The organism is Mesorhizobium sp. 43Arga (genome assembly GCF_053714255.1).
Window position 1 is genome coordinate 256612 of sequence record NZ_JBSKBO010000002.1, and the last position, 16417, is coordinate 273028.

18 protein-coding genes and 1 riboswitch are annotated in these 16417 nt (G+C 64.1%); of the genes, 6 read left to right on the top strand and 12 right to left on the bottom strand.

The genetic code is table 11. From position 1 onward, the window contains the following. Nucleotides 1-6 precede the first annotated feature (6 nt). Genes ACWGS8_RS07560 through ACWGS8_RS07580 form a run of 5 tightly spaced genes read right to left on the bottom strand, consistent with a single transcriptional unit; the run spans nucleotide 7 to nucleotide 5392 of the window. A complete protein-coding gene (locus ACWGS8_RS07560) occupies nucleotides 7-1410 on the bottom strand; it encodes an FAD-binding oxidoreductase (RefSeq protein ID WP_454581246.1) in 1404 nt (467 codons plus the stop codon). Further along, the gene (locus ACWGS8_RS07565) at nucleotides 1410-2711 is read right to left on the bottom strand and encodes a cytosine deaminase (RefSeq protein ID WP_454580331.1); all 1302 of its coding nucleotides are present in this window, start codon (nucleotides 2709-2711) and stop codon (nucleotides 1410-1412) included. Before ACWGS8_RS07565 ends, ACWGS8_RS07560 begins: the two co-directional genes overlap by 1 nt. A 4-nt stretch (nucleotides 2712-2715) precedes the next feature. Further along, nucleotides 2716-3564 (bottom strand): ABC transporter permease, encoded by an 849-nt coding sequence (locus tag ACWGS8_RS07570; protein ID WP_454580332.1) that lies wholly within the window; start codon nucleotides 3562-3564, stop codon nucleotides 2716-2718. Continuing rightward, a complete protein-coding gene (locus ACWGS8_RS07575; protein ID WP_454580333.1) occupies nucleotides 3551-4375 on the bottom strand; it encodes an ABC transporter ATP-binding protein in 825 nt (274 codons plus the stop codon). Before ACWGS8_RS07575 ends, ACWGS8_RS07570 begins: the two co-directional genes overlap by 14 nt. 12 nt (nucleotides 4376-4387) lie before the next feature. Further along, nucleotides 4388-5392, bottom strand: coding sequence for an ABC transporter substrate-binding protein (locus tag ACWGS8_RS07580; RefSeq protein WP_454580334.1), 1005 nt, complete (start codon nucleotides 5390-5392; stop codon nucleotides 4388-4390). A gap of 265 nt (nucleotides 5393-5657) precedes the next feature. On the opposite strand from ACWGS8_RS07580, the gene ACWGS8_RS07585 reads away from it, so the two are divergent. Both ACWGS8_RS07585 and ACWGS8_RS07590 read left to right on the top strand, forming a co-directional pair. Next, a complete protein-coding gene (locus ACWGS8_RS07585) occupies nucleotides 5658-6041 on the top strand; it encodes a RidA family protein (RefSeq protein ID WP_454580335.1) in 384 nt (127 codons plus the stop codon). Nucleotides 6042-6095: 54 nt separating this feature from the next. Further along, a complete protein-coding gene (locus tag ACWGS8_RS07590; protein WP_454580336.1) occupies nucleotides 6096-6899 on the top strand; it encodes a creatininase family protein in 804 nt (267 codons plus the stop codon). Between the two features lie 294 nt (nucleotides 6900-7193). Here the strand turns inward: ACWGS8_RS07590 and ACWGS8_RS07595 are convergent, their stop codons facing one another. Both ACWGS8_RS07595 and cobD read right to left on the bottom strand, forming a co-directional pair. After that, nucleotides 7194-7703 (bottom strand): tyrosine phosphatase family protein, encoded by a 510-nt coding sequence (locus ACWGS8_RS07595; RefSeq protein WP_454580337.1) that lies wholly within the window; start codon nucleotides 7701-7703, stop codon nucleotides 7194-7196. Then, nucleotides 7700-8746, bottom strand: a complete 1047-nt coding sequence (gene cobD / locus ACWGS8_RS07600; protein WP_454580338.1) for a threonine-phosphate decarboxylase CobD — start codon at nucleotides 8744-8746, stop codon at nucleotides 7700-7702. The genes ACWGS8_RS07595 and cobD overlap by 4 nt, the downstream gene beginning before the upstream one ends. Here cobD and cbiB point away from each other — a divergent pair. Then, the gene (cbiB, locus tag ACWGS8_RS07605) at nucleotides 8745-9716 is read left to right on the top strand and encodes an adenosylcobinamide-phosphate synthase CbiB (protein ID WP_454580339.1); all 972 of its coding nucleotides are present in this window, start codon (nucleotides 8745-8747) and stop codon (nucleotides 9714-9716) included. The two genes, cobD and cbiB, sit on opposite strands and share 2 nt — an antisense overlap. 123 nt (nucleotides 9717-9839) lie before the next feature. On the opposite strand, the gene cobO is transcribed toward cbiB, so the two are convergent. Genes cobO through ACWGS8_RS07625 form a run of 4 tightly spaced genes read right to left on the bottom strand, consistent with a single transcriptional unit; the run spans nucleotide 9840 to nucleotide 11983 of the window. Continuing rightward, nucleotides 9840-10469 (bottom strand): cob(I)yrinic acid a,c-diamide adenosyltransferase, encoded by a 630-nt coding sequence (gene cobO, locus ACWGS8_RS07610; protein ID WP_454580340.1) that lies wholly within the window; start codon nucleotides 10467-10469, stop codon nucleotides 9840-9842. A gap of 1 nt (nucleotide 10470) precedes the next feature. Continuing rightward, nucleotides 10471-10986, bottom strand: a complete 516-nt coding sequence (cobU, locus tag ACWGS8_RS07615) for a bifunctional adenosylcobinamide kinase/adenosylcobinamide-phosphate guanylyltransferase (protein ID WP_454580341.1) — start codon at nucleotides 10984-10986, stop codon at nucleotides 10471-10473. Next, nucleotides 10979-11788 (bottom strand): CbtA family protein, encoded by an 810-nt coding sequence (locus tag ACWGS8_RS07620; protein WP_454580342.1) that lies wholly within the window; start codon nucleotides 11786-11788, stop codon nucleotides 10979-10981. Before ACWGS8_RS07620 ends, cobU begins: the two co-directional genes overlap by 8 nt. Nucleotides 11789-11803: 15 nt before the next feature. After that, nucleotides 11804-11983 carry a CbtB domain-containing protein gene (locus ACWGS8_RS07625; RefSeq protein WP_027051280.1) on the bottom strand — a complete coding sequence of 60 codons (180 nt, stop codon included), beginning with the start codon at nucleotides 11981-11983 and terminating at the stop codon, nucleotides 11804-11806. A gap of 34 nt (nucleotides 11984-12017) precedes the next feature. Then, a riboswitch (cobalamin riboswitch) is annotated at nucleotides 12018-12215 on the bottom strand. A 131-nt stretch (nucleotides 12216-12346) separates the two neighbouring features. Between ACWGS8_RS07625 and ACWGS8_RS07630 the strand changes: the two genes are divergently transcribed. Then, on the top strand, nucleotides 12347-13516 hold the full coding sequence (locus ACWGS8_RS07630) for an aromatic ring-hydroxylating oxygenase subunit alpha (RefSeq protein WP_454580343.1): 1170 nt from the start codon (nucleotides 12347-12349) through the stop codon (nucleotides 13514-13516). Nucleotides 13517-13519: 3 nt separating this feature from the next. On the opposite strand, the gene ACWGS8_RS07635 is transcribed toward ACWGS8_RS07630, so the two are convergent. Then, nucleotides 13520-14719, bottom strand: coding sequence for an MFS transporter (locus ACWGS8_RS07635; protein WP_454580344.1), 1200 nt, complete (start codon nucleotides 14717-14719; stop codon nucleotides 13520-13522). Nucleotides 14720-14942: 223 nt separating this feature from the next. Between ACWGS8_RS07635 and ACWGS8_RS07640 the strand changes: the two genes are divergently transcribed. Next, nucleotides 14943-15941, top strand: coding sequence for a heparan-alpha-glucosaminide N-acetyltransferase (locus tag ACWGS8_RS07640; RefSeq protein WP_454580345.1), 999 nt, complete (start codon nucleotides 14943-14945; stop codon nucleotides 15939-15941). After that, nucleotides 15938-16414 (top strand): methyltransferase family protein, encoded by a 477-nt coding sequence (locus tag ACWGS8_RS07645; RefSeq protein ID WP_454580346.1) that lies wholly within the window; start codon nucleotides 15938-15940, stop codon nucleotides 16412-16414. Before ACWGS8_RS07640 ends, ACWGS8_RS07645 begins: the two co-directional genes overlap by 4 nt. The last annotated feature ends 3 nt before the right edge of the window (nucleotides 16415-16417 follow it).

Below are 16417 nucleotides of genomic sequence, written 5' to 3' on the forward strand. Positions count from 1 at the left end.
ATTGCATCACCCCACCTTCTGCAGCCCCTTGAACAAAAAAGTCCGCCCCGAACGATAGTCGTAGTCCGGATTTTCCCAGGCGATCATCTTGCCGGGGTTGAGCAGGCCTTGCGGGTCCGTCTCGCGCTTGAAGGCGAGCTGCACGGCATCCGTCTGCTTCATGCCGCCCTCTTCCAGCGTGTAGCGATGCGGGTTGAAGATCGGGCAGCCATTTTCCTCATGCAGCCGCACGATCTCGTTGAGCCGCGCCTCGGTGGTGAATTTTACCAGCGGCAGGCCGAAACAGGTGATGTTGCCGTCCAGCCGCACGAATTCGAGATGCGAGAACACTTCGCCGGGAAACATCGCGTCCATCTTCTCGACCAGCGCCAACTGGTTGGGGAAGGGATAGAGCGACTGCAGGTAGGTAATGTCGGGATCAACGCGCAGTGCCCTCAGCGTGGTGTGGTTCCAGGCCAGTTCATAGGCCGGCGGCAGGCCTTTTTTCTCCTGCGGCGTCGCGGTGATGGCGTTGAAGATCACCTCGCCGCCGGCGCGGCGGGTGAAGGCGAGGAACGCATCCAGCCCATGGTGCGCCACCATGACGACGCAGATGCTTTGCCCGTCCCTGAAAAACTTCTGGTGGCGCTTGAAATAGAGCTGCGGCACGGGTGCGGCGATCGGCGTGATCAGCTTGGTCAGGATGCCGTCCTGGCAGGCCAGCGCATTGCCGTAGCGTGCCGCATCCATGAAGGCATCGAAGCCGACGATGACGTCGACCCACTCATAGGCCGCCGTCAGCGGCATCTCGACTTCCGTGATGATGCCGTTGGTGCCGTAAGCGTGGGTCACCTTGTGCAAATCCTCGCCTGTGAGTTCGAGCGCCTTCGGCTCGGCCTCCATCGTCACCACGCGCAGGCGCAGCACATTGCCGAAATCGCGCAACCCGCCGAAATTGATCGAACCGACGCCGCCCGAGCCGCCGGCGATAAAGCCGCCGATCGAGGCGGTGTTGTAGGTCGACGGCGAGAGCCGTAGCTCCTGCCCGGAATGGGCACGTGTTGCCTTGTCGATATCGGCCAGAATAGCACCGGGCCCCGTCACCACGCGCCCCGGCGCGATCGACTTGATCTCGTTCATCTCGGCAAGGTTGAGCACCACGCCGCCCGACAAGGGCATCGCCTGGCCGTAATTGCCGGTGCCGCTGCCGCGTGGCGTCACGGGCACGCCATGACGGTGACAGGCGGCGAGCACGCGGATCAGCTCGGCCTCGGTCTTCGGCGTCACGATCAGGTCGCCGGTGACACGATCGAGCTGCTGCTTCAGCACCGGGCTGTACCAGTAGAAGTCGCGGCTCTTCTGCTGGACGATGGCCGGATTGTCGTCGAGCTTTATCCCGTCGAGATCGCGTTTGAGCGCCGAAACATCCATCATTCCACCATCAGTCCGTCGAGTTCGGCATAGTCGGGCAATTGCCGCTCGATCGCGCGGCCGCCGCGCACGACGATGCGATCCGATTCGGGCCGCGACAGCAATTCCGTCCAGCTTCGACCTTTGAACAGGATGAAATCGGCATCGCCGCCGGCGGCAAGCGTGCCGAGCCCATCGAGCCGCATCACCTTGGCCGGCGTCGCGGCGACCGCTTGCGGCCAGTCGGCGACCGGATGATCGAAATGCAGGATGCGCGTCGCCATGCGGTAGACCTCCAGCATGTCGAGATCGCCATAGGCATAGAAGGGATCGCGTGTGTTGTCTGAAGCGACGGCGACCGGAATGCCCCTCGCCTTCATCTCGTGCAGCAGCGTCACGCCACGCCAGCGCGGCGTGGTCTGGTTCCCGCGCCGGTCCTGCAGATAGAGATTGCACATCGGCAGCGACACCACTGCCAGCCCGGCCTTCGCCACCTTGTCCAGCGTGTCCAGCACATCGAGATCGGGCTGCCGCGCCAGCGAGCAGCAATGGCCGACGAGGATCTTGCCCTCGAAACCGTTCCATAGTGCTGCCTCGGCGATCTTCTTCAGCGAGATCGCCGCAATGTCATCGGTCTCGTCGGCATGGAAATCGAGATCGAGCCCATGCTTGATCGCTTGCGCGAAGACATGGTCGAGCAGTTCTTCCAGGTCCGGCACCATATAGGTGACGACACCGAGCACGCCCTTGGCGGCGGCCACCCGCTTCACCAGCCTGTCGAACCATTTCTTGTCGCGCACGCCCTCGATGCCGAGCAGGCAGGCGCCCTGCAATTCGATGCGGTCGCGCCATGTCTCGCGCATCGTCTCGAACACCGGCCAGGAGATTTCCTCTTGCGGCGCGACGCTGTCGAGATGGGTGCGCAGCGCTTTGGTGCCATGCGCGTAGGCCGAGCGCAGCGAGAAATCCATGCGCTTGGCCAGGTCCTCGGCGCTCCAGCGCGCGACGCGGTCGGCGCCCGCGGCATTGAGCGCGCCCATGAAGGTGCCGTCCGGATTGGGCGTTCGCGGCCAGATATGGCCCTTGTCGATATGGGTATGGCAGTCGACGAAGCACGGCAGCACGATACGACCGGCAAGATCGACAGCCTCCGTCGGCCCCTTCGATTTGCCATGCGCCGCAATGCTGGAGATATTGCCGTCGGCAATCGCAATGTCGGCCAGCGTGAACCCGTCATTGTCGTAAGTCGCGGCAAGACCCGACGTCAGTGACCGGTGAACGCGGGCATTGGCAAGCCGATATGAAGCTGAGTCCGGAATCAAGGCACTACCGCTCCTGCTTCAGCGCGCTTTCGTGCCAGCGCCTGAGAATAAGATGCGAAATCAGCGATAGCACGAGGAAGATTAGAATGCCGGTCAGCGAGATCAGGAACAGCGCCGCGAACAACCTTGGCGCGTTGAGGCGGTAACCGGCCTCGATGATGCGCGAGGCGAGGCCCGACGACTGGCCGGTGGCCCCGGCGACGAACTCGGCCACCACGGCGCCGATCAGCGACAGGCCGCCGGCGATCTTCAGCCCGCCGAGGAAATACGGCATCGCCGCCGGCAGCCTGAGATAGCGCAGCTGCTGCCAGCGCGTCGCGCCATTGAGCTTGAACAGGTCGCGCAAATTGCGATCGACAGAATTCAGGCCGAGCGTGGTGTTGGACAGGATCGGGAAGAAGGCGACGATCCAGGCGCACAGCAGAAGCTTAGTTGTCTGGTTGCTCACATAGATGTTGATCAGCGGAAAGATCGCCACGATCGGCGTCACCTGCAGCACGATGGCAAACGGGAAGAACGACATCTCCACCCATTTCGATTGCGCGAACAGCACCGACAGGCCGACGCCGCCAATGACGGCCAGGGCCAGGCTGAGGAAGGTGATCCGCAAGGTGACCAGCAGCGAGGAGAACAGCAGGCCGGCATCGTTGTAGAGCGTCTGCAGCACCACACCGGGGCGTGGCAGAATATATTGCGGGATCTCGTTCCACACGCAGATACGGTCCCACAGCCAGATCGCCAGGATCATGATCGCCAGCGGCAGCACCCAGCGGCCGACCCGCTCGAGCCGCTCCTGGCGCACACGGCGCGCTTCCTCGGGGTCAAGTTTCAACGTGCCGTCAATGACCGTCATGATGCGGGCCCGCTGTTGAATTGATGGCATTGACCAGCACGTCGGAAGCCTGGCGGCAAAGGGCTGCATAGTCGGGCGAGGTGCGAAACGCTTCGTCGCGCGGATAGGAGGCTTCTATCGCAAGTTCGTCGAACACCCTGCCCGGCCGCGCCGCCATGACGACGACCCGGTTGGATAAAAACACGCTTTCAAAAACGCTGTGGGTGACGAAGACGACGGTGAAGCGTTCGTCCTGCCACAGTTCCAGCAGATCGTTGTTGAGCTTGAAGCGGGTGATCTCGTCCAGTGCTGCGAACGGTTCGTCCATCAACAGCACGCGCGGCTTGGTCACCATGGCGCGCGCGATCGAGACGCGCATCTTCATGCCGCCCGATAGTTCGCGCGGCACGGCGTCCTCGAAGCCGGTCAGGTGCACCCGCGCCAGCATTTGCGTGATCGCAGGCGCCGCCTTGGCGCGGGAAATGCCTTTCAGCCTGAGCGGCAGCCAGACATTGTCGAAGACGCTGGCCCAGGGCAGCAGCGTCGGCTCCTGGAAGACGAAGCCGATATTGGCGCGGTCGAGCGAGCCGCCGCCGCGCCAATCGAGCACGCCGGAGGTCGGCGTCGACAGGCCGGCGATCAGCCGCAGCGCCGTCGACTTGCCGCAACCGGACGGCCCGAGCAGGCTGAGGAAATCGCCTTCCCGGATCGTCAGGTCGACATCGCTCAGCGCCGTCACGCCGTTGGAAAACACCTTGCCGACGCCGCGCAGCGCCAGCAACGTCGGAGCGACGTCCGATGCCGGCGCTCGCGCCACCTTTTCCCCTATCATGCTCAGGCTGGCCTATTTCTTCAGGTCGAGCCCCACGCCCTTGTTGACGAAGGCCAGCGTGTAGGCCTTCGAAAGGTCGATGCCTTCCGGCGTAACCTTGGCCTTGACCATCTTGTCATAGAAACTCTTGATGCGCGCGTCAGTCATGGCGCCGATGCCGAGCTTCTCGGTATCGCCGGAATCGGCAAGGCCGAACTTCTTCATCTGCTCGATCGAGAAGGCGATCTGCTCGTCGCTCATGTCAGGATTGTCTTTCTTGATCATGTCGTTGGCGGCCTTGTTGTCGCCGTAGAGGTACTTGTACCAGCCCTTGGCCGAGCCATCCACGAAGCACTGGACCACCTCCGGCTTCTTGTCGATCGTGTCCTGCATCACCTCGATCGTCGTCGAGTAGGTATCCCAGCCATAGTCGGCGAGCAGGAACTGGTTCGGCACGAAGCCGCCTTCCTTCTTGACCGCGAACGGCTCCGAGGTGACGTAGCCCTGCTGGATCGACTTCTTGTTGGCGAGGAACGGAGCGGTGTTGTAGGTGTAGGGCGCGCGCTTGGCCGCGTCGAAGCCGAGTGCGGTGACCATCCACTGGAAGAAGGTCTGCACGCCTTCGTCGCCAAGGATGTACTGGTCGGCGTTCTTCAAATCTTCCCATTTATCCAGCCCCTCGCCGGGATGGGACATGAGGACCTGCGGATCCTTCTGGAAGTCCGCCGCCACCACGCGCATCGGAATGCCTTGCTGGACCGCATCGAAGGCCGACAGCAGGTTGCCGCCCATATAGAAATCGATCTTGCCTGCCAAAAGCATCGGCCGGCCGCTGACCTGTGGGCCGCCCTGCATGATGGTGACGTCGAGGCCGCAGGCGGCATAGGTGCCGTCCGCCACGGCCTGATAGTAACCGCCATGTTCCGGCTCGGCCAGCCAATTGGTGCCGAAGGTGACTTTTTCATTCGCCGCGGCACCCAGCGTGCCGGCCGCCAGCAGGGCCACCGCCGCTACCGAGATCTTCTGTTTTGCATACATCGACAACCACCCTCTGTTTGCTCCGGCGCCACGCGCCAGGCTCGACACCAAAGATTCAAGAAGCAAGACACATGCCACCGGCGTCTCGCGCCGGAACCCGCCAGCCTGCACCACAGCCATCTGCGAAAGCCGGAAAGGTCGTGCTGCACCGAAGGCATCGTGCCTATTTTTTGAACGCCTGTCCACAATCGCACCGGCAACATGCACCGCCATCTTGAAGCTGTGACGCGTCCCGCCTTAGGCTGACGGCATCCAGGAGATTGCCATGTTCAGATTCCTCACCCCGAAATCGATCAAGCCACCCTTTGCCCGCTACAGCCACGGCGTCGAAGTGCCGGCAGGCAAGCGGCTGGTGCTGTGCTCGGGCCAGGTGGCGATCACGGCGGACGACAAGATTCCCGAGGACGCCGGCGCCCAGGCCGAACTCTGTTTCCGCAACATCGAGGCGATCCTCGGCGAGGCCGGGCTGGGGCTCGGGGACATCGTGCGCATCAACGCCTATGTCACCGACCGCGCCCATTTGCGGCCCTATATGGATGTCCGTGACCGGCTGTTTTCGAGCCCGGCGCCGGCCTCGACGCTGATGATCGTTTCCGGCTTTGCCCGCCCCGAATTCAAGGTCGAGGTAGAGGTCATCGCGGCCGGGTGATCGACAGCAGGCCTGTCCCGCGCTAGGTCTCACCGTTCATCGAAGAGGCATGACATGACCGCTGCAAGAAGACGCGTCTGGTGGGGCGACTACCGGACAACCGAATACGCCTCGATCGATCCGGAGGCGACGATCGCCATTCTGCCAGTGGCCGCGATCGAGCAGCATGGGCCGCATCTGCCTGTCTCGACCGACACCTCGATCATGAACGGCATGCTCGACACGGTCATTTCGCGCCTGCCCGACGATCTCGACATCCGCATCCTGCCGGTCCAGGCAGTGGGCAAGTCGAACGAACACCTGCATGCGCCGGGCACGCTCACCCTGCCGGCAACAACGCTGGTCGAAGCCTGGACCGAGCTTGGCGTGTCGATTGCCCGCGCCGGCGTGCGCAAGCTCATCGTCGTCAATTCGCATGGCGGCAATGAAGAGATCATGGGCATTATCACGCGTGAATTGCGGGTGCGCGAAAAGATGCTGGCGGTGAAGACGAGCTGGCAGCGTTTTGGCCGCCCGGCCGGCATGTACACCGAACTCGAGGACCGTCACGGCATCCATGGCGGCGATGTCGAAACCTCACTGATGCTGCATTTCCGGCCGGACCTCGTCGACATGGCCAAAGCTGATAATTTCGTTTCCAATGTCGCCAGGGCCGAAAAGGAATTTTCGCTGCTGCGCCATACCGGCACCCATGCCTTCGCCTGGATTGCTGGCGATCTCAACCCGAACGGCGTGGTCGGCGACGCCAGCATCGCGACATCGGAAAAAGGCAGGCTAACCGCAGAGTATCAGGCCGACGGCTTCATCAGCCTGCTCAGGGATGTGCGCAAGGCGAAGCTCGCCGACTGGCTGAAATAGCGGCGCAGTCGCTCGACACAGGCGTACTGGCACATCCTGCCCCGAGACTGGCCGAAGCCCTACTCTTCGTCATCCTGGGGCGAAGCAAGGAGGGAAGCGGCGCGGCGCAGACCCCGGGATCCATGCCGGGACTCGGAAGCGCTGCTGCGATGCATGATTCTGCTCCGCTGCACCCCTTCGACAAAGGTCACGGAATGGATCCTCGGGTCTCCGCGACGCCGCTACGCGGCTGCTGCGCCCGTGGATGACGACGGCGCAGAGGCTTCGGCCAATCTCCGAGATTGCGACGGTCCGCTAACTATCGATCTTCAGCTCGAACGGCGTGCCTTCGAAGGCGTCGGCGCCGCGCCCGATCGACTGGATCGCATCGATCATCCGGCCGTTGCGCTCCAGCAGCGCGTCGGCCACGGCAATGAGCCGCGGATTGGGTGTCGCCGAGGGCGACAGCGCCCGCAACGTCTGGGCGAGTTCCGCTTCGTCGCGTTTCGGCGCCAGTGCGGCGGCGATGATGTAGGCCGAAGCGGTCGAGCGGCTGATGCCGGCATAGCAATGCACGACCATGGGCTTCGCCCGGTCCCAGCGGCGGGCGAAATCGAGCACGTCGCGGACATGCTCCTCCCCCGGGATGGTCATGCCGTCCTGCGCCACCGCTATGTCGTGCATGACCAGATGCAGGTGGTTTTCCCTCGCTATCGAGGCCGGACGCGTCACCTCGGTCCCGAGGGAGAGCAGCGACAGCATGCGGTCGGCACCGGTCCTGGCCACCGTTTCCTCGATCTTCGCCAACGAGCAGACATGGATCATTGTTTTGAACCTTTTTGTCGATCCTCGCGCCGCTTCGCCCATTCGGCAAGGGCCGATTCGAGCCGCCGCCATTCCAGCTCACTGACCGGCAGGCCGGCGCGCAACACAAACGGCCGGTCGCAGAAATGCCGAAGCAGGACGCCGCGTTCGCCAAGCGCGGAAAACAGGCCGGCGGCATCCGGCAGGCTGAGATAGCGGAACAACGTGGTGCCGCCCGCGACCGGCGCGCCGAAACGGCCGAACACTGCGTCCAGCCGCGCCGCTGCCTCGACGAGCGATGCCCGCATCCCGTCCTGCCAGCCAGTATCGGCAAGCGCGCGAATGCCGTATTCCAGCGCCGGGCCGGCCACCGCCCACGGCCCGAATTGCGTTTCCAGCGTTTCAACTGTCGGTGCATCGGAAAGCGCGAAGCCAAGCCGCAGGCCGGCCAGCCCAAAGAACTTGCCGAACGAGCGCAGCACGACGAGGCCGCCTTGATTGGCATCACCGGCGAGGCTGTGTTCGCGCGGGCCGACATCCATGAAGGCCTCGTCGACGACCAGCAGCCCGCCTTTGGCGCGCAGCCCGGCGGCCAGTGCCAGCAGCCGGTCACGCTCGATGACGCGACCGTCGGGATTGTTCGGATTGACGATGATGGCGAGGTCGGCGTCCGCCAACGCCGCAAAGTCGCTGACTTCGCTCACCTCGTGCCCGGCGATCGCCGCGGCCCGCGCATGTTCGGCATAGGTCGGCCCCAGCACCAATGCCTTGCCGGGCCTGACCAGCGACGCCACGCGCGGCAGCAGGATCTGCGTGCCGGGCGCCGCGACGACATTGGCCGGCGACGGCGCGCCATAGGTGCTGGCCGCGATCTCCGTCAGCTCACGCGCCTGTGCCGCTTCCGGCAATCGCCACAGCGAGGTGGCGGGCAGGTCGAAAAGCGGGTAGGAGTGCGGGTTGATACCGGTCGAAAGGTCGGCGAAAGGCTGAGGAGCGTTGGGGAAAAGCGCCCTCGCCCGGCCAAGACTCCCACCATGGTCCACCGCTCCATCAAGAAGCTTCATGTCAGTCCTGATCGCTTTCCTGTCACTGGCCGTCGAATCTGTCCTGGGTTACCCAGACTGGCTCTTCCGCGCCATCGGCCATCCGGTGACGTGGTTCGGCAGGCTGATATCCTTTCTCGACTCAAGGCTCAACCGCGCCACTGATCCCGACGCGTTGCGTCGCCAACGTGGTGTCCAGGCGCTGCTGGTCATCGTGCTGGTGCCGGCAGTGATCGGTCTCTGCGTGCAGCTTGTCCTGCTCTGGTTCGTGCCCCTGGGGTTTTTCATCGCCGCGCTTCTGGCGACATCGCTGCTGTCGCAGAAGAGCCTTTACGAACATGTCGAGGCCGTGGCTGACTCGCTCGATTCGGGCGGCCTCGCCATGGGCCGTGTCGCCGTCTCGCGCATCGTCGGCCGCGATCCCGAAGCGCTCGACCGCGCCGCCGTCTGCCGCGCGGCGATCGAGAGCCTGGCCGAGAATTTTTCCGACGGCATCGTCGCTCCCGCTTTCTGGACCGGTGTTGGCGGACTGGCCGGCGGCGCTGCCTACAAGGCCGCCAACACCGCCGATTCGATGATCGGTCATCGCACCCCGCGCCACGAGGCTTTCGGCTGGGCGGCGGCGCGCTTCGATGATTGGATCAACCTGCCGGCCTCGCGGCTGACGGCGCTGCTGATCGTTCTGGCGGCCTTCCTGGTCAAGGGCGCCGATCCCGGCAGCGCCTGGCAGGCGGTGTGGCGCGATGCCAAAAAGCACCGCTCGCCCAATGCTGGCTGGCCGGAAGCGGCCATGGCCGGTGCGCTTGGCCTGGCGCTTGCCGGGCCACGCAGCTATGGCGGCATCGTGGTCGACGACGTCTTCATGGGCGAAGGCGGCAGCCGCGACGTCGACAGCGCCGACATCAGGCGGGCGCTGACGCTCTACCGCGTCGCTGATTATCTTCTGATCGCGCTATTTGGGGTGGTTTCGGCGGTCATCATTCTGGTGTGACCTCACCCTCCCCCTTGTGGGAAGGGTCGGTGCGCAGCGCCGGGGTGGGGGTGCGGCGCCGAGGCCCCACCGCGCTCCGCTTCGCGGATCGACCCTCCCCACAAGGGGGAGGGTAAGAAACGCTCAAAATTCTATCCCCTGCTGCGCCTTCACGCCTGCCGAAAAGTGGTGCTTGGTCACGCCCATCTCGGTGACCAGATCGGCCGCCTCGACCAACGCCGGCTTGGCGTTGCGGCCGGTGACGACGACATGCAGGCCCTCTCGCCGCGCCTTCAGCGCCGCAACCACCCTGTCGAGATCGAGATAATCATAGCGCAGGGCGATGTTGAGTTCGTCGAGCACGACGAGGCTGATCGAGGGATCGGCGATCAACTCCAGTGCCTTGGCCCAGGCGGCTTGCGCCGCGGCGATGTCGCGCTTCAGATCCTGCGTCTCCCAGGTGAAGCCCTCGCCCATCGCATGCCAGACGACGCGGTCGCCGAAAGCGGCAAACGCATCCTTCTCGCCCGTGTGCCACTTGCCCTTGATGAACTGCACGACGCCGACGCGCTTGCCATAGCCGAGCATCCGCAGCGCCAGGCCGAAGGCGGCCGTGGTCTTGCCCTTGCCCGGACCGGTGTTGACGATCAGCAGTCCCTTTTCGACCGTCTTGCTCGCCACCTCGGCATCCTGCACCGCCTTGCGCTTGGCCATCTTGGCGCGATGGCGCTCTTCGTCCCGGTCTTCGATGGGCTTGTTGTCGATGTCGGTCATGTCACTTCACCTTGAGCGGCAGCCCCGCCACGATTAGCAGCATGGTATCAGCGATCGCCGCGACCTGCTGGTTGAGCCGGCCGGCATCATCGCGAAAACGGCGCGCCAGGGCGTTGTCAGGCACGATGCCTTGCCCGACTTCGTTGGAGACGACGAACCATGGGCCGCGCGGCCGCGACAGCACATCCGCCAGCCGCCGGCTCTCGGCGCCGACATCGTGATCGGCCAGCATGTGATTGGTCAGCCATAGCGTCAGGCAGTCGACCAGCACCGGCCGGTCGTCAGGCAAGGCCTCGAGCGCACCGGCAAGGTCGAGCGGCGCGTCAATGGTCGTCCAGCCTTCGCCGCGCCGCGAGCGGTGCAGCGCAATGCGCTCGCGCATTTCGTCGTCATAGGCCTGCGCGGTGGCAATGTAGGTCCATGGTGACGGCAACGCCGTCACCAGGATTTCGGCATGCGCGCTCTTGCCGGAGCGCGCACCGCCGATGATGAAGGTCAGCTTGTTGCGATCAGGCAAAGCTGTCGCGCAGGCTGGTCGCGGTGCCGGTGAAGCGTCCGCGCACCACGCCGACGACCGCGCCGAGCACCAGCCAGAACACCAGATTGGTCAGCGTCACCGCCACCACGAACTGGTGGTGCAGGCCTTCCGGGATCGGCGTCTCGAAGCTGTCGGGCTGCGGCGCGCCGACGACGTGCGGAGCGACGATCAGCGCCACTGCAAGGATGGCCAGCGGCAGCGACTTGCGGAACGCGATCAGCCCGAGCCCGATGGCGGTCGCGATCACGGTCGCCACCCACCAGATCTGGCGCTGCGTGAGGTCGGCCGCAGGCATGGCCGGCAGTTCCGGCGGCAGGCCGAGACCGGGCGCCAGTGTGAAGATGGCAAAGCCGGCAAGACCCCAGAACACGCCCTGGCGCCAATTGCCGATGCCGCCGGCGAATTCCGAAACCGCGACCAGGATCAGCGCGAAGCCGATGCCGGTCACGACATTGGACACGACGTTGAAAGCAAAGCGCTCGAAGCCGTCGGCCGGCGCCCAACCTTCGTCTTCGGCCGGAGCGGCGGGTGCTGGCGTGGCGGCGCTCATGGCGTTCGATGCCGCCGGTGCGGCGGAGCTCATTGCGTTGCCGCTAGCGGCCCCAGTTGGTGCCGCGGGTGCGGCGGCATGGTCATGGCTATGGCCGCCTTCGGCCTGTTCGTAGACTTCCGCCTTGAGGATCAGCGGTACTGTTGCATAGGCCTGCATGCAGGCGAGCACGACGCCGGCCACGAGCCCCGCTATCGCCGCGATGAACACGACGTTGCGAAACAGATTCATGATGTCAGATCCTCGTCAGTGGCAGGGAAACGCCATCGAATGCCGGTTGTCATGACCGGCATTGTGGACGGCATCGATATGCGAGAAGCCGACAAAGCCAATGATGAACGTGCCGAGCAGCGCGGCGAGCGCCAGCTGCATGAAGCGCGACTGCGAGGAGACGGAGGCGCCGAGGGAGACGGAAGCGGTATTCATATCTTGTCCTTTCACCCTCCACCCGAGGGCCCGTCAGTTTTTGCCGTCGTCGGCAGGTCTCCTGGCTCACGGATCAGCGCCCTTCCCCACCTTCCCGAAGACGAATCTTCAGTGGCATATGGAGAGGACTACCGCACACAGTTGCGGGGGCAGCCACGGCATTGGGCAAGAATTTCGCCCGCACCGCATTCCCTCTTGGCTCCAAAACGGAACCGACGACTGTATGACTATAGGGAAAATCGCGACACGCGGCAAACCAAATTCCGCCGGCAAACAGCGCGATTGCGCCATGCCGTCTCCAGGCACGACAATTGACAATTCTCATGGCCGGGTGTCGGCTGGCATCTTCACAGGAAGCCAGCCATGCAGCCCACTGCCAGCGAGCGCGCCCCTTACAATGGCCTGACCCAGGCCGAACCGACCCTGCCCTCATCGGCCTATTGGGACAATGAGAGCTACCAGCGCGACCTCGATGCCATCTGGTACAAAAACTGGCTGCTCGTCTGCCGCGAGACCGACCTGGCAGAGCCGCTGGCTTTCCGCCGATTCCGCATCGGCACGCAGGACATCATCGTGCTGCGCGACGACACTGGCGTCTTGCGTGCTTTCCATAACACCTGCCGGCATCGCGGCTCGCAGCTTTGCCAGGAAATTGAAGGGCGACTGAAGGCGCGATTGATCACGTGCCCCTATCACGCCTGGTCCTACTCACTTCGCGGCGACCTCGTGCGCGTGCCGTCGAAATCGCTGCCCGATGCCTTCGACAAGGCCGACCATCCGCTCTACCGCGTCGCCCTCTCGGTATGGCGCGGCTTCGTCTTCATCCATCTGCAGCAGGACGCGGCGGGCTCGGCGCAGGCCTCCTTCGACCCTGCCTCCGGTAATCTCGGCAACTGGCCGCTGGAAACGCTGGTATCAGGCCATGTGCTGCGCAAGGTGATGCACTGCAACTGGAAGATTTTTTGGGAAAACTTCAACGAGTGCCTGCACTGCCCGGGCGTTCACAAGGACCTGTCGCGACTGGTGCCGATCTATGGCCGCGGCCTGATGAGCCGGCACGACGACCCCGAATGGACGCGCCACGCCGACAATGACGCACCGGAATTTTCCGGCGGCCTGCGCGCCGGCGCCGAGACCTGGTCGCGCGACGGCAAGACGCATGGGCCGATCTTCTCCGGGCTGACGCCGGCCGAACGCACCGCGGGTCAGACCTACGCCACCAGCCTGCCCTCGATGTTCATCGTCGGTCATATCGACTATGTCAGGACGGTACGCCTGGTGCCGCTCGGCCCGGAAGAGTCCGAACTTGTCGCCGAGTGGCTGTTCGCGCCCGAAGCGCTGGCCGCGACCGATATCGACAACATCGTCGCTTTCGGCACGCAGGTGCTGGAAGAGGACGCCGCCATCTGTGAGGTCAACCAGAGAGGCCTGCGCTCGATGCGCCACCAGGCTGGCGTGCTGATGCCGGAGGAGTACGACCTGCACCGTTTCCACAACTGGGTGCGCGAGCGCCACGCAGCACTTTCACCGTGATCCTCACAGTGACTTCGGCAGGTATCGCCACGTGACAAAACCGCAAACCGCCGCCAGCAGACCGAGCGTGACGAACACCGAGCCCAGTCCGAAGAAGGCCAGCACGATGGAATAGACCAGCGGCGGCGTCAATTCGGAAAAATCGAGATAGGTGCGGTAGACCGCTGCCATCTGCGCCCGCTCATAGGAGCGCACCGAACGCATGAAGGCGGTCGACCCCAGCGCGTCGAGCGCAATGGTGAAGAAGGCGCCGCACAGCAGGAAGGCGCCGGTCAACAGCGGCACGGTTTCGCCGACCGTGCCCGCCGCCAAAAGCATCGCCGACATGGCGATATAGGCAAATGTCATGGTGCGCCGGCCGCCAAAACGTTTTCCGGCCTTGCCCCAGAAGATCGCCATGAACAAAAGCGCGTTGCCAGCCGAAACCAGCAGGCCGCCGGCCAGCTTGCCCTCGCCGGTGATCACCATGAACAGCGGCCCATAGACGAAGAAGGTCGTCCAGAAGCAGGAGCGGCCGAAGGCGATCAGCCAGGCAAGCCTCAATCTGGGCTGCGCGACGAAGCGGCCGATATTGGCGAGCGGATTGGCCGGCCGTGTCTTGCCGGGCCGGATCGACGGGTTGTCGCCCAGCCGATAGGTCCAGAACAGCGCCAAGAGCGCCAGCGCGAACACCGCAACCGCACCGTGCGCGGCATAGATGCCGAAGCGCGTGTAGAGGAAGATGCCGAGTGTCGGCCCGCCGGTCCAGGCAAGCATCGACCACGCCATGCGCAGCGATTCTGCCTGCATGAAGTCGGTCTTGCGGATGTGGTCCATGATGTAGAGGTTGAGCGTGATCGACAGCGCGCTGGCGCCCATTACGCGACACAGCATGCCTGCCAATTGCCCGGCCAGCGTGTGGGTGACGAAGAACAGCGAGCCGATGGCAAGCAAGCAGGCGCCTGCGGTGTAAACCCAGCGCCGGGCAAAGCGGCGGATCAGGATCGGCATGAACAAGGTCACCGACAGGCCGAGCAGCGCCACGATGGTGTAGAGGATCGAGACGATCTGCTCGTTGTGCAGGATCTCGTAGGCCTGGATCGGGATGACGCTCGACACCGTGGCGCGGGCGAAGGATTCGACCGCATAGAGCGAGGCGAAGGTACGCGCATCCGCGGCCCTGAGGGCTGGTAGCCAGATCGGATGGCGCACATGGGTGGACATTGCTTCCCCAAAGCAGAATCACTGGCCAAATCTGCCTTGGTCGTTCCCGGACGATTAAGAGGAAATCGACGTGTAACCGGCGAAAAGCGAAACCGGTCAAAGACTTCCCGGCGTTGGCCCAAAGCGTCGCCGCATCTGGTGCCTGCATCGGCGTGCTCCGGCCTTCTTCTGTCCCGTCCAACCGTGATAGTCCTCAGGCGGAGCTGAATCAGATCGCGAGACCATGACCATCCATACGCCGACCGCACCCGTTCCGGAGTCATCGAAGCGCATAGTCGCCATCGACATCGTGCGCGGCATCGCGCTCTTGGCCATGGCGAGCTACCATTTCACCTGGGACCTGGAGTTCTTCGGCTATACCGATCCAGGCCTCACCGCCTTCGGCTGGTGGAAGATCTACGCGCGCTGCATCGCCTCGACCTTCCTGTTCCTGGTCGGCGTCAGCCTCTACCTCGCGCACGGCCAGCAAATCCGCTGGAACGGTTTCTGGAAGCGTTTCGCCATGGTCGCCGGTGCGGCGATTGCCATTTCGGTGGTCACCCGCATCGCGACGCCGGACGGATTCATCTTCTTCGGCATCCTGCACCAGATCGCGCTCGCCAGCCTCCTCGGCCTCGCCTTCCTGCGGCTGCCCGCCCTGCTGACGCTTGTCGTTGCCGCGTTGGTCATCGGCGCGCCGGTCTATCTGCGCTTCGAGGCCCTGGACCATCCCTGGCTATGGTGGGTCGGCCTGTCGGCGATCAATCCGCGCTCCAACGACTATGTGCCGTTGTTTCCATGGTTCGGCGCGGTGCTTGTCGGCATCGGCGTGGCGAAACTCGCCTCAGCCTCCGGCCTGCGAGCCCGCCTGACGAGCCTCATGCCCGGCCGCTGGGCCAATCCGCTGGTCTTCATCGGCCGTCACAGCCTCGCCTTCTACCTGATCCACCAGCCGCTGCTGATCGGCTGCGTCTGGCTGTTCTCGCAAGTCATGCCGGCGCAGGTCGAAACCGTGCAGGTCAATTTCCTCAAAACCTGCCAGCGCTCATGCGAGCAGACGCGCAACGCCACCTTCTGTTCGAGCTATTGCAGTTGCATGCTGACGACGCTCGAGGGCGAGGCCGCGCTTGATCGCCTCGAGAACAACGACCAGACTGCGGAATTCCGAGCGCATCTGGGCGATCTGGCCGCCAGTTGCACGGGCCAGACCGAGGACAAGATGGACGAGGGAGGAACGCAATGACCGAAACCCAGCCGAAGCCCGGGGTCATACCGTGGCCGCCGGTGATCTATGTCGCGGCAATCGCCATCAGCATCATCCTCGGCCTGCTCTATCCGCTGCCCTGGATCGGCGACCTCCTGGGCGACCTGCTGTTTGCGGCCGGCTGGGTGGCGCTGTTCGGCGTCGCGGCACTGTGGTTCACCGCGATCCGCACCATGGTCCGGGCCAGGACGACGCTCAACCCCAATGCGGTGCCCGATCACCTCGTCACCACAGGTCCTTTCGGCGTCACCCGCAACCCGATGTATCTCGCCAACACGCTGCTTTTGATCGGCGTCGCCTTTGTCACGGGAATCGTCTGGTTCCTGCCGCTGGCGTTCATCGCCGCCTTCGCCACGCAGAAGGTCGCCATCGAGCGTGAGGAAAAGATGCTGGCTGCGAAGTTCGGGAAGAAATACCGCGACTACGCCAAAAGGGTGCGGCGCTGGATCTGAGCG

Coding starts and splice junctions, on each gene's coding strand:
- ACWGS8_RS07635 (WP_454580344.1), bottom strand. CDS start 14,719: ATGTCCACCCATGTGCGCCATCCGATCTGGCTACCAGCCCTCAGGGCC.
- cbiB (WP_454580339.1), top strand. CDS start 8,745: ATGTCAGTCCTGATCGCTTTCCTGTCACTGGCCGTCGAATCTGTCCTG.
- ACWGS8_RS07620 (WP_454580342.1), bottom strand. CDS start 11,788: ATGAATCTGTTTCGCAACGTCGTGTTCATCGCGGCGATAGCGGGGCTC.
- ACWGS8_RS07580 (WP_454580334.1), bottom strand. CDS start 5,392: ATGTATGCAAAACAGAAGATCTCGGTAGCGGCGGTGGCCCTGCTGGCG.
- ACWGS8_RS07625 (WP_027051280.1), bottom strand. CDS start 11,983: ATGAATACCGCTTCCGTCTCCCTCGGCGCCTCCGTCTCCTCGCAGTCG.
- ACWGS8_RS07645 (WP_454580346.1), top strand. CDS start 15,938: ATGACCGAAACCCAGCCGAAGCCCGGGGTCATACCGTGGCCGCCGGTG.
- ACWGS8_RS07585 (WP_454580335.1), top strand. CDS start 5,658: ATGTTCAGATTCCTCACCCCGAAATCGATCAAGCCACCCTTTGCCCGC.
- ACWGS8_RS07595 (WP_454580337.1), bottom strand. CDS start 7,703: ATGATCCATGTCTGCTCGTTGGCGAAGATCGAGGAAACGGTGGCCAGG.
- ACWGS8_RS07570 (WP_454580332.1), bottom strand. CDS start 3,564: ATGACGGTCATTGACGGCACGTTGAAACTTGACCCCGAGGAAGCGCGC.
- ACWGS8_RS07590 (WP_454580336.1), top strand. CDS start 6,096: ATGACCGCTGCAAGAAGACGCGTCTGGTGGGGCGACTACCGGACAACC.
- cobD (WP_454580338.1), bottom strand. CDS start 8,746: ATGAAGCTTCTTGATGGAGCGGTGGACCATGGTGGGAGTCTTGGCCGG.
- ACWGS8_RS07630 (WP_454580343.1), top strand. CDS start 12,347: ATGCAGCCCACTGCCAGCGAGCGCGCCCCTTACAATGGCCTGACCCAG.
- ACWGS8_RS07560 (WP_454581246.1), bottom strand. CDS start 1,410: ATGGATGTTTCGGCGCTCAAACGCGATCTCGACGGGATAAAGCTCGAC.
- ACWGS8_RS07640 (WP_454580345.1), top strand. CDS start 14,943: ATGACCATCCATACGCCGACCGCACCCGTTCCGGAGTCATCGAAGCGC.
- ACWGS8_RS07575 (WP_454580333.1), bottom strand. CDS start 4,375: ATGATAGGGGAAAAGGTGGCGCGAGCGCCGGCATCGGACGTCGCTCCG.
- cobO (WP_454580340.1), bottom strand. CDS start 10,469: ATGACCGACATCGACAACAAGCCCATCGAAGACCGGGACGAAGAGCGC.